Genomic DNA, 12,415 nt, shown 5'->3' with positions numbered 1-12,415 from the left:
GACAAAGTCTAGTGATTGTGAGGTGCTTTTTTCGTATGACTAAATATACTCAAAAATTCAAATTAGATCTTATTCAGGAATACCTAGATACTGGCTGTTCACAACGATGGATAGAAAATAAGTATTCTTTACCAAAGGATACCTTAAAAAAATGGTGGACTGTATACAATTTAAAAGGACCCGAAGGGTTGAAATTACGACATTTCAAACGTAAATTTACTGTTGATTTTAAACTTCGTGTGATAAACTACTACCTAAATAATGATGTTTCAATGTCCAAAGTGGCAGCTTCCCATAATCTTTTGTGTTCACAGATATCTATCTGGTTGAAGTTGTTTATGGAAGGTGGATCTGAGGCCTTGAAACCCAAGAAGAAAGGTAGGCCAAGTAAGATGTCAAAAATGACAAAGAAGGATGCACGCAAAATCTTAAAAAAGGAAAGTGATGAAATTGCGGCACTAAAGAGTGAATTACGTCAAGTCAAAATGGAGCGTGATATCTTAAAAAAATCGTTGACCCTGTTCGGACCCTCAAAGCCAAGGAGAAAACAATAATTGTGGATCAGATCAGGGTGGACCAACAAAACTTGCCCAAAAAGGAACGATATGGGATTGGTGAGCTTCTAAAAACGATTGACTTGAAGCGACCAACCTATTACGATGAACGCAAACGTATCATCAATAAAAATGATAAGTATGCTGATGTTAAGGTGGTAATCAAGGAAATAGCGGAAAAAGGTAAGTGGAGAGGTTCTTACACATACGGCTATCGCCGTATAATGCCACTTCTTGAAAAAGCTGGATATCACATGGCTGAAGCCACTTTACGTCGCCTAATGAACGAATTAGGTGTACAACCAGCTATGTATAATCGTCGTAAAAATAATCACTATTCTTCTTATAAAGGTACAGTTGGTAAGGTAGCTGATAACTTGTTAAACCAAACATTTGATGCTACATCTCCTTTTACCGTTCTTCATACGGATGTTTCACAGGTACGTCTAGGTGATTCGACCTGGGCTTACATGTCAGTCATTTTAGATCAAGCTACCAAGGAAGTTTTAGCCGCTTCTGTTAGCCAAAGTCCAAATAAATTGTTGATTATGGATACATTAAACCAGCTTGAGGATAACCTCCCTAATAACTTTAGTCCAATTATCCATTCTGACCAAGGATGGCACTACCAATTAGAATATTACCGTGAAAAGATTGATTCGTTAGGTTTAATTCAAAGTATGTCCCGCAAGGGAAACTGCCTAGATAATGCCCCAATGGAAAGCTTTTTCCATCTTTTTAAAGTTGAATCACAGCTTGAAATAAAGAAATGTAAGAGTATTTCTCAGTTCACACATTTCTTTAACAAGTATGTCAATTGGTACAATAATGACCGAATTTCCAATAAAACAAAAAACATGAGTCCGGTTGATTACCGAACCCATGTCTTAGCTGCTTAAAAATATTTTATTTTTGTCTAACTTTTTTGTTGCACTTCACACTCCGTATAGCATACCGACTTCTTTTAGAACATTAACATAGTTTTCACCAAATTCTTTTGCATTATCAAAATTGCCTACTGGGCTAGTATTCATAGCATTAACTTGTCCCCATGGAGCTGGAACAATGATTCCAATTTTAGCATTCCTATTAATACTAATGATATGATCAAGCGTTGCTTTGACTGCTCCATACAATGTATTAACATCACCAGTATCTACAGTTCCAAAATCCGAGAAAGCCCATGCGTCGTTAAAAGATCCATATATTGTATATAAATCAGCATCTGAACTATATTGACGTGTTCTAAAATTAGTTGTGGATCCGTTATTGTTAGCTATATATCCTGTTCCTCCGATTCCACTATTTACAACATTGGTTAATTTTAAATCGTCTTTAACATAATCAACATAATTTTTAGCACCTTTTAAAGTAGATGGATCTGTTAGAGAGTCACCAATTGCCTCCCATTTTCTATTGATATATTCATCAATTTTTCCAGTCCATTTTTCTAAAACTGTTTTCTCGCCATAGCCTGAGCATGTAATAAAACTAGCTCCGTTTGGTATTGTAAGAATAACATCTTGGTACCTAACCCCGTCATTTTGTGGGAATTCTCCAATTCTCCTACCAAATTCATCTAAAATTAAATAGAGTTTTCCATTGTAGAAATTTTTACCAGAAACTTTGTAAATTTCTCCCGCTTTCACTGGTAATGGTGTTTTCATAGAAATCGCACGATTATCTTTGGAAAAACCTTGATATATATAGCTTGACCAAAAATATCCATTAACAGTCTCGTAATCTACATTTTCGAAAATATATGTTGAATTAATATCTCTGTTAGGGATATCTTTTTTAGGCTCGTAACTTTCCAATTTAGTTACAAATGGTGTAGTTTTTGCGTCACAATTTACGTACATTCCCACTGCATTTTCTGGAATTGTAACGGTTAATGTGTAATCATTATTATCGCTCGAACTAGGATATACTGAAATAGATTTATTTTGCTCATCTATCAGAACTACACAACGCCCATCCCAAAAGTTCTTGCTGTAAACAAAATAAGTTTCCCCAGGTTTTACTGAAATTTTAGGACTATGATTTGCCCTCTCGTCATATTTTTGAGTAATATCGCTATTATCAATAACTGAAATATACGAATTTCTAATCAAATCAAAATTCATATACGAAACTTTACGATTTAAATATTGATTCAAATTATTGCTGAAAGCTTTAAATTCAATCGCATTTTCATTGAAAGCTTCAACCGCTTGTGCCATAGACTCTCTTACATCCTTACCATATTTCTTAGTGCGAATAGCATTTGCCAATTCAGTAGGTGTATGAGAATCACCAGTAAATGGTGTCTCATCTCTATATTCAACTGTCATTTTAGATTTTCCTTTCTATTTATTATCTACCTCCTTATAAATGTGGTTATGTTTTCATAATTAAATCTTATATGGTTTTATGTGAGCCCCAATTCTAGCACTTAAATATGAACCTAGAACTTTATATCCATCTCTAGTTGGATGCAAGTTATCCACTAATAGAGAATTTAGCGAGAAAACATTAAATGGTGATTGTCTATTATCTAGACAGATAACTCCATACTTTCTCGCAACTTCAATTTCGGCATCTACAACGTCAGATAATGTATATCCTTTATCATTGATCGCACCGTATCCAAAACCACCAGCTTTAGTTCCGTGATCAGAACGATTGATAGGTGTTGATAGAATTAATGTTATCTTTGGATTGCTACTGTAGATTTTATTTATTACATAATCTATAGCACCATACAGAGTTTGGTTCGTTGGATAATTATCGCCTAATTTGCCCAAAGTTATATTATTGCCATAATCATTAGTGCCAAAAGCTAAAATAGCTATGTCATATTTTGTAAAATCTGTTGAGTCAACTATAGTTATAGCTGATTTACCAGCATTAACAAATAAATAACCTGATCCATTGTTAGCACCTCTAGTAACATTAAGATTTAAATGCTTACCAACTTGATTAGCCCATGCAATATTTGTTTCACTTTCATAAGGGTGTCCAGCTGTTATAGAGTCACCAGCGATAAAAACTCTATTCTTTTCAAAGCCAATATCATTATTTAGCAATGGCAACCATTGCCTAATTGTTTGATTTGATCCATCAATAGTTCCGTCGGACTTTACAACTAAGTATCTTAGATAAATTCCCTTACCTTTGTCAGAAACATATGTTGTTGCTATTTGAAACATAAATTTCATTTTTTGATCCTCATAAAACGGAATATTAATAACAGCATAATAACCCCATTCTGAATTTTCTGGAGCGTTTTTCAAAACTGCATCTGAACCATTATCAACAGAAACCCAATAGCCACCAGGATTTATCGCATCATCAAAGTTAGTGATCTTGTTTTGTCGAATTTCAAGATAATTTTGGCTTTTGTCAACTAAACCATATAGTAAGCTTGATAATTCCGTATATACAACTTCAACAACTGGTGTGAATACACTGTCTGTTTTCCAAATTGGTGTATATATATCTCCAGTATTTAAATCACTTGGGAATGTTGTTGAGTATCGTATGCTATTTTTTAAATTTGTTGTATATTTAAAAGATGGTGCTTTAATTGCCAAATAAAAATCATCTTTAATCATCTCATTGATAGGAATTTCAACAGTTCCATTACCTGTAATTTGTTGAGTAGATAGCACTTTACCAGCTCTATTGATTAAAGCTACTTTTACTGACACGTCGCTTGATGTAGTCAATGTAATTTTAATTTTCTTGATAAAACCTTTAGTATAGTACTTTTCGAAAGCCCACCAATTTGAATTGCCACTGTTATAAGAATATCCTGGATCCTTTTCTATACTATTTAACTTTTTCTCGTTATATGGTGAATTTTGATTAATCAAGTTCATCATATCTCCGATAGGTGCAGAATATACTTTTGCCAAAGCATAGGCAATGGCTCCTCTAACGTCTTTTCCGTACTTTTTCTCTAAAATAAATTGTCGTAATTCATCTACTGTCCAATCTTTACTAGAGTCAAACTCTGTTTCGTCTCTATAAACCAATTTTATTCCTCCTTATTTATGGAGGCATGAAAACATAACCACAATTCTATGACTATGAGCTATCACAACCTCCGTTTACTTGCTTAAATCTAGGTTGTTTAGCTACCCCCCCCACTCAAAAATGAGGGTTGGATTATCTAATTTAATCATGTTTTTTCTCCTTTCTAAGCTGGTATCTTATCGAAACGTTTAGAACCATTTGGCCCCCAACCATGCAAGCTAATATCACTTGACCATGTTGAGTTGTTAAAGAATGCTAACAGTTGGTCAAAGCCACTCTTAATATTCCTGTGGCCATCAACTGCATATGCATTGAATGTGCTAGGAACATATTGCAATAGCCCTTGAGCTGGTGTTCCTGCTGCCATATTCTGATCCCAAACTTGTTGCGTTACTGTTTGATTTCCACCAGATTCATTAGCAATCAGTGCTTTAATTCGATTTACATCATCGTCGCTTATATTGACTTTCATCTTAGCAGCAGCATTTCGAATAACTGGCCCCCAGTCGCCATTGACTGGTTGTGTTGTTCCCATGTTGTTTTTTAATCCATCTTCAATCAACTTTTTAGGATCTAGCCAAGTTCCATTGTTGCTGAATGATGAACCCAAAGCAGCATTAAAATCATGTTTAGTGACACCAACGTGCAAATGGTCAGTTGTTCTAATTCCTACAACGTCCCCAACTTTTACATGATCGCCAATGTTAACTCTAATATCACTTGCTGAACCAAAAGCTTCTTGATACACGATATTAAAACCGTCGCCATTAGTGACAAAATAGTTCCCTAATCCATCCATAGCACCTTTTAGAGTTACTGTTCCATCATGAATAGCTTTAACTTCTGATCCTGGCCAGTTTACTGAACCAAAGTCCAAACCATCGTGAAAGCCATTAGGTCTAAACTCACCACCTGGATTGACACCAAATAATTGAGCACCGTCAAAACGAATTGTAGCTGGTGGTTTAAATGGCCAGTTCCAAGCTGACCCACTACTGTCGTTAGATTCTTGTTTTGACAAAATGTCATTCCAAAGTTTAATAATTGTTTGCTTGAGTTGATTATTTTCATCAATCAGCATATTATTTTGATGTTTTAAAATCTGTTGCTCTGCTGCCAAGCGTTTTAAATTACGTTCAGTTTGGATGTTATCCATACTGTAATCAACTAATCTTTTGACTTGATCACCAACAGTCAGCGTTGACTCTGATGGTTTGTTCAAATTAATTGTTACACCGACTAAACGTAACCATTCATCCACATTGATTACTGGATTGATTACATGATAATAGTTACCACATTCGAACGAATCAGCAGCTAATCCCAATGGTTGTAAGTCCACTGTATCCAACTCATAAGCTATACGATAGTTTCGCATAGTCTTAAGATACTCTTGGGCTTTGGCCAGAAGATTTTTAGGTTCTTTGATGTTTTCCCAAGTCTTTGTATTCGATACTCTACCAATCACTTTAATCAATTCAGGGTCTTCAATGTAATTCTTACCATTGTTGACGCTAGATATATTAATTCGTGGTGTTGAAACTTCATTAGTCTTCTCATCATTCTTTTGATCAACTGGAACTTCCTTAGTAGCACCAAATGGATACAATACCGAGCAAATTTTGGAAATGTCTGGCTTGGCAGATAAGGTCTTCAAATTCTTGGCCAACTTTATTACTTGCTGACCTTTAGCCTTTTTATCTCTAGTCCAGGATATATAATTCCCATCTTCTCGATAATCAATTGAAAGTTCCCCACCTAAATCTTCATTTTGCAGAAGATCATTCTTCATTTCTTCCAGAATGCTAATTCCATCTTCAACGTAACAATACAAGTTATTGGTATTGTTAGTAACTGAATTCTCAGCAATCTTAAATTGTTTCTCAGCATCAACTACTTGCTTGTTATGTTCGTTAATCAATTCAACAAAAAAGTCAGCTGGTTTCTTATCTACCTTTTCCCAACTCAAAATAGAGTCGTTTAGATAAGCCATAGCTGACTCGCATGTTATTTCTTTGTAAAAAGTTCCATCTTCGTTGTGTTTAGGATCCACTGCGATTACTCGTCCACGAAAAATGTATTTACCTGATTGAGTAACATCGATATAAGTCGTCCATTCTCTCAACTTAAAATATCCAGTGTTATTTGGATAAATTATAAACGTAAAAGATGATGCAGCACTAACTGTCATAGATACCTTAGCATCGCCCAAAGTATTATTTTTAGTCCCATGAATGACGATAGTTTCATCGCCATTCCTAATCTTTACTAGATACACTTACAACACTTCCTTATGAAACGAAAACTTGATTGTACCATTGCCAGATAACTTAATATCATTCCAACCAACATTTAACTTGATTTCGGTTTCTGTGTAGGTTCCAGCATTTAGAGTGACCTTTTCACCATGTGCTTCAACCGTTACATTACCAGTCACAATCAATTTAGGTGATACAGCAGTTGAACTAGCATTATATATCCTTTCGGTTGTTTCCTTATTGATTTCAAACTCTAAGAATTGAGCTACATCGTTGTTAAAGTCAAATGAGTCCCACAAATCATCACCCATATCATCTACTGAAATTTTGTAAGGGTAGCAATTGATTTTGACTTTTAGTGTGCCATAGCCATTATCTTGTGACCACTCTGGAGCTGAACTGATTTCGCCAATAAAGTAATAAAATGGAATAGCAGTATCTTCAATTCTATGCTCAACACCTGGTGTTAACCAATTAATAACTTGTGACTTGATATATTCCATATCTTCTTCTGATAAAGCATTTGGCATCATTACCAAGAAATCATATTCTAAAGTACGCTCTTCATACAAATCACCAAATACTTTCTCATAATCATAGTAGATATTAGAGTTTGGAATTCTAATTCTAGTTTTGGTTTTGTCTGGATAACCAATCATCGCATTTGAAATAGCTAACTTATAAGCTTCGTTAGAATCTACTCCATCTATCTTTACAGATCTAAGTTCCACTATAAACACCCCGTTCTTCTAGAGATATACTCTTAGATTGATAATTATCTACAAATTTACCAATGCTTTGGCCATTCAAGCTTACCGACTGTTCCTTAGATAGAATTGCAGTTAATAATCCTATCATTTGGTTCATCTGTTTTTCTAAAACGCTGGTATCTGTAGAGTTAGCAACAATGATATTAGATGCATTATCTTGAACGCTTGTACTTGCTTGGAATACTTGCATGTTTGAGTTCAATGTAGGTTTTGCAATAGTACCTTTTGCATATTGCTTTAAACCTGGAAATTTCTTAGCAGTTTCAGATGCTCTTAAAACTTTAGTCCCACGTGGAGCATCAAACATAACATTTCGCCCTTGTGGAATAAATGACTCACCAGTTGGCAACTGAACTAATTCCCTAAATGTTCTACCTTTCTGGTCATTAACCATCATCATTCCACCAGGGTGATAGTTAGTACCTTTTTCATTGTGGAAAACCTTGGATATTTTTTCCCTAATAGTCCGTATATAAGTAGTTAATGTAACTGTATGATCTTTCTGACTAGAGAAATTCCTAACACTACTTGTAGCCGCATTAGCAGGGCCACTAGCCCTATCAATAGCTCTAGCGGTTTTAGCACCACCAGCTGATGTTCCTTTCCATGTTCTAGTTCCTGCAGTAGCTCGGTTAAAGGCTCCACTAGCTTGGTCATAACCCATCGCATTCTTTGGAGCACCTGGGCTAGTCTTTCGATAATTATCAACACTACCCTTAGCACTATCAAAGGCTTGTGATGCATAGTTAACACCTAATGCTGTCTTAGCTCCACCAGTTCCAGTAATACGATATCTATCAACACTAGCCTTGGCAGTATTCATTTGCAATGATGCAAGATCTAATGCTTTGGCTTGTTTTGCTTCTCCTGGATTAGCTCTTGACCATGCTTCTACCGCTTCTCTTGCTAGTTTCAAGTTTCCACTAGCTTTATCTTCAGCAATGATTTCCTTTAAAGATGAGATAGGTAACCCAGCCCATAAATTATAGTCTGTCATTACTTGTTGCAATTGGTCATTACCTTTAGCGTTAACTATTGCTTCTTTAACTTCAACTGGTTGTGAATTCCATTTCCCCATATCCAATAATGTGGTATACAGTTCTTGGCCACCTTTAGAAACAATCTGTGCTAATTTTTCCTGCATTGATAAAGAGTCCCATTGATTAGCTTTAAATAAAGCATCGTTTAAATCTTCCTTACCTTTTACACCGAAAATAGCTTCTAATTGCTTAAGACTTAAACTATTCCAAAGATTTGCACTTTGTAACGATTGAATCAATTCTTGATTACCATGAGCATTCACAATAGCTTCTTTTTGTTCAATGGTAAGATTGTTCCATTCTTTTGTATCGTGGAATAATTTGTAAAACTCTTTAGCACCCTTATCCTCAATGTATGCTAGTTGTTGTTTGAGAGTTAAGGCATTCCATTGACCAAGTCTCATCAATAGGTCAACAATTACTTTATTATCTCCATTTACAACTGCTTCTTGAGTCTTCATATCAAGATTATTCCATTCATGTATTTTCTCTAAAAGTTTCATCGCTTTTTTAGATGCTTTATCATGAATAATCATATCTTGCTCTTTTGGTGTGAGCTTATTCCAATAATTCATTTGGAAAATTGCATCTACAATATCTTTCTTACCATCAGCATGAATAATTGCATTTTTAACATCTAAACTTAAGTCAGTCCATTCACCAGATTCTTCAAGTAACTTAACGAAATCTTGAGTTCCTTCTGTCTTAATTAAAGCCTTTTGTTCTTTCCAAGTTAAACTATCCCATTTCTTAGCATAGATTAAAGCTGTGGCCACTTCAGACTTAGCATTAGTGCTTAACTTACCTTCTTTTAAAAGCAGTTTAATCTGATTCCACTTTTTAGATGACTTAACAGCTTTGTTAATCTCTTCTTGAGCATTCGTGCGAACTTCTCCAGTTTTGCTATCAAAGACTAAGTTATTCCACATCTTAGCAGCACTCTTCATAGATTTGGACATATTATTTGTTTCTTTAACAACAACACCTGTGTTTTCACTAGCTGATTTAGCTTGTCTACGTAACTCAGCCATACCATTCTTATATGATAATCCAGCCTCAAGCATATCTTGCTTAATGCTTTGAGTACTTTCATGATTAGCTTTGGCCACTTTAATATATGCTGCAGCTGTTTTAGCACTAGATTCATCCAAGTTCTTACTTAGTGTTTTATATCCAGCTTTATATTCTGCAGAGTTTGCACCATAAGCTTTCTTAAGTTGCTTAGCTTGGTCATAAAAATGTTTAACTTCTTTACGTTGATAATCAATTAATTCGTTCTCTGCATTTTGTCTTTGAGCAGTTGTCATGTTCTTAACATCATTATTCAATGCAGCCATGATTGTTTTACGCTTAGATCCTGTAATCTTCAAAGCATTTAACTCATCTTCTTGCATTTGCAAATTATAGTTTTGCAACATCGCACGTTGTTCAGCTGTTAATTGAGATACTTTATTGCCATGATTCTTTAAGATGTTTTGAGCTTGTTCTTCGTTCTTTTGAGCATCTTGTAAGTTCTTATTCAACCTATCTTGCTCTTTTTGAGCAGCTGATAGAACAGACTTCTGAACATCTTCATCTAGTCCTTTTAATCCATCTTCAATCTCTTTCTTTCGAGTTTGAACTGTTTTAGAGATAGTGCCTAACTCTCTTGAAAAGTTTGCAGACATATTAGCAGTGCTTGTCCTAGATGCTTCTTCCATACTTGATAATGAATCAGAAATTTGTTGAGTAGAGTTCTGCATACTACTTAAAGCTTTATCAGCAGTAGCACCAACATCTGACCCCCAGCGAGCAGTTCTCTCAGATGATTGAATTAACTTTTTCCCAAATAGTTCATATGCTGCTACACCTAAGCCAATTGCTGCAACAGTACCTAAAACATATGGATTTAATAGTGAAAAAGCACCACTAGCACCACTTACTGCAGTTCCTAAACCTGTAGCACTTACAGCACCTGCATCCATAGCAGCATTTACCGCTGAAGTTGCTGCAGCTCCAGCTTTCCATGCTCTAAAGAAACCAGTTATTTTAACTGTTCCAGTAGCTATACTACCTATTGACTTTAACAATGTTCCTAAAGTTAAAGCCAAAGGCCCTACTGCTGCAGTCGCTAAAGCTGAATAAATGATGAACTTCTGCATTCCATCGCCCATATTAGAGAAACTTTCAATCCATTCAGATGCTTTATCGATAACTGGAGTTAAGGCAGGTAATAGCTTTTGACCAATTTCAATAGATAATACATGAACAGACTCTTTAAATCTAGCCATTTTATTAGCATCAGTATTGTTTAATTGATCTGCAATCTTAGATGTAGTACCTGATGCGTTTTGTGCTTCTTTAGTATACTTTCTAAGTTCACCGCTACCAGCTGAGATTAAAGCATTCATACCAGCTTGAGCTTCAGTACCAAAAGCCGTTGCAATTGCTGCTGAACGTTTCTCTTCTGTCCAATCTTTTGTATTTTTCTTGATTTTATCAATAATACCTGGCAAGGTCAGAGTACCTTTCTTGAAATCAGCAATATTAATTCCCAGCTCTTTAAATCCTTGAGCATTTTGTTTAGATGGTTTAATCATACGTGTTAATGCACTACGTAAAGCAGTACCAGCAACTGAACCTTCAATACCACGATTGGCCATGATACCTAATACTGCAGCAGTCTGTTCTAAAGACATATTAGTAGCGTGAGCTGTTGGCCCTACATAAGTCATCGCTTCCCCTAAATCTGCAAAACCTGCAGCAGTTTTATTTGCAATAAAAGTAAGGGTATCAGTAACACGATTGGTATTCTTCAGCATTCCAGCAGTTGACTTAGATTGTAATCCAAATTGTTCCAATACAGATGTCGATGTATGCATAACTGTATTAAAATCGTCACCAGATGCTTTAGCAGCATTTAGAACACTAGGCATTGCACCTAATGTTTGTTCAGCACTATAACCTCTACGAACCATTTCGGCCATACCTTCATTTATAGAACTTGTAGAAATTCCATATTGTTTTGACCAATCCATTGATGCTTGTGACATTTGCTGAAGTTCAGCTCTATATTTACTTGTAACAGCTTTACCATTCGTAAGTAATGGCCCAATTGCTTGAATTTGAGAATTGAAGTCTACTGCTGACTTTGTAGCATAGACAAAGCCTGCAGCTAACGGAGCTGTTATTTTAGCAGTAGCACTTTTACCAAATGATGTGAGTTTTTCGCCTGCTGAACTTGCAGCTTTCCCCATTGAATTTAATTTACCAGTAAATCCAGTTGTTTCAGTTCTAGCTATTGCCATCGCTTTAGCATTCTGAATAAGTTGCTGATTTAATGCAGCAACCTTACCACGTGCATCATTATATTGTTGTGCATATCTAGCTGTTGCTCTAGTCCATTCACCAGACTTAGTAATTGATCCTTGATACTGTTTCTGCAAAGCTTTCATATGATTAGTTTGAGCTTCTAAAACACGATTTAGTCCTCTTTGCTTAGCAGCTAAAGCGTCATATTTACTTCCAGCTGCATTCATAACTGCCATATTTGACCGCATTTCAGACATTGTATTTTTAATAGCTTGCTTGGTACCAGATAATTGGCTCTTGAATTTAGAATCTTTTAAGTCCATCTCAATCGCAACTTTACCTAATACTTCTTCATCTGCCATTTAATCTCCTCCTTTCTCGATAAATTCAAATAGCGAATGCACCTTTTTCTTTTGCTTAGGTTTAGATACAACCTTAACCAAAGCATTGAAATCAGTATCTAGTACATCATTTATAGAAAA

At 35.4% G+C, this 12,415-nt stretch carries 7 protein-coding genes; 2 read left to right on the top strand and 5 right to left on the bottom strand.

Annotated elements, in window-relative coordinates; all coding sequences use genetic code 11:
* Positions 1-35: 35 nt before the first annotated feature.
* The gene (locus tag PTA89_RS04080; protein WP_047036129.1) at positions 36-554 is read left to right on the top strand and encodes a helix-turn-helix domain-containing protein; all 519 of its coding nucleotides are present in this window, start codon (positions 36-38) and stop codon (positions 552-554) included.
* 2 nt (positions 555-556) lie between these two features.
* A complete protein-coding gene (locus tag PTA89_RS04075) occupies positions 557-1,453 on the top strand; it encodes an IS3 family transposase (RefSeq protein ID WP_081538457.1) in 897 nt (298 codons plus the stop codon).
* A gap of 36 nt (positions 1,454-1,489) precedes the next feature.
* Here PTA89_RS04075 and PTA89_RS04070 read toward each other — a convergent pair whose 3' ends face one another.
* The 5 genes from PTA89_RS04070 to PTA89_RS04050 form a co-directional block, all read right to left on the bottom strand.
* A complete protein-coding gene (locus PTA89_RS04070; protein WP_324177430.1) occupies positions 1,490-2,887 on the bottom strand; it encodes an SGNH/GDSL hydrolase family protein in 1,398 nt (465 codons plus the stop codon).
* Positions 2,888-2,947: 60 nt separating this feature from the next.
* Positions 2,948-4,573: an SGNH/GDSL hydrolase family protein gene (locus PTA89_RS04065; protein ID WP_324177429.1), complete on the bottom strand. Its 1,626-nt coding sequence runs from the start codon at positions 4,571-4,573 to the stop codon at positions 2,948-2,950.
* A 164-nt stretch (positions 4,574-4,737) separates the two neighbouring features.
* On the bottom strand, positions 4,738-6,852 hold the full coding sequence (locus tag PTA89_RS04060) for a phage tail protein (RefSeq protein ID WP_324177428.1): 2,115 nt from the start codon (positions 6,850-6,852) through the stop codon (positions 4,738-4,740).
* Positions 6,853-7,563, bottom strand: a complete 711-nt coding sequence (locus PTA89_RS04055) for a phage tail family protein (protein WP_324177427.1) — start codon at positions 7,561-7,563, stop codon at positions 6,853-6,855.
* The gene (locus PTA89_RS04050; RefSeq protein WP_324177426.1) at positions 7,553-12,295 is read right to left on the bottom strand and encodes a phage tail tape measure protein; all 4,743 of its coding nucleotides are present in this window, start codon (positions 12,293-12,295) and stop codon (positions 7,553-7,555) included. The genes PTA89_RS04055 and PTA89_RS04050 overlap by 11 nt, the downstream gene beginning before the upstream one ends.
* Positions 12,296-12,415: the final 120 nt, after the last annotated feature.

Source organism: Ligilactobacillus salivarius (genome assembly GCF_035231985.1).
GTDB classification, from domain to species: domain Bacteria; phylum Bacillota; class Bacilli; order Lactobacillales; family Lactobacillaceae; genus Ligilactobacillus; species Ligilactobacillus salivarius.
Note: the sequence above shows the minus strand (reverse complement) of the source record. Positions and strands in the feature narration are given on the sequence as shown.

Coding starts and splice junctions, on each gene's coding strand:
- PTA89_RS04070 (WP_324177430.1), bottom strand. CDS start 2,887: ATGACAGTTGAATATAGAGATGAGACACCATTTACTGGTGATTCTCAT.
- PTA89_RS04050 (WP_324177426.1), bottom strand. CDS start 12,295: ATGGCAGATGAAGAAGTATTAGGTAAAGTTGCGATTGAGATGGACTTA.
- PTA89_RS04080 (WP_047036129.1), top strand. CDS start 36: ATGACTAAATATACTCAAAAATTCAAATTAGATCTTATTCAGGAATAC.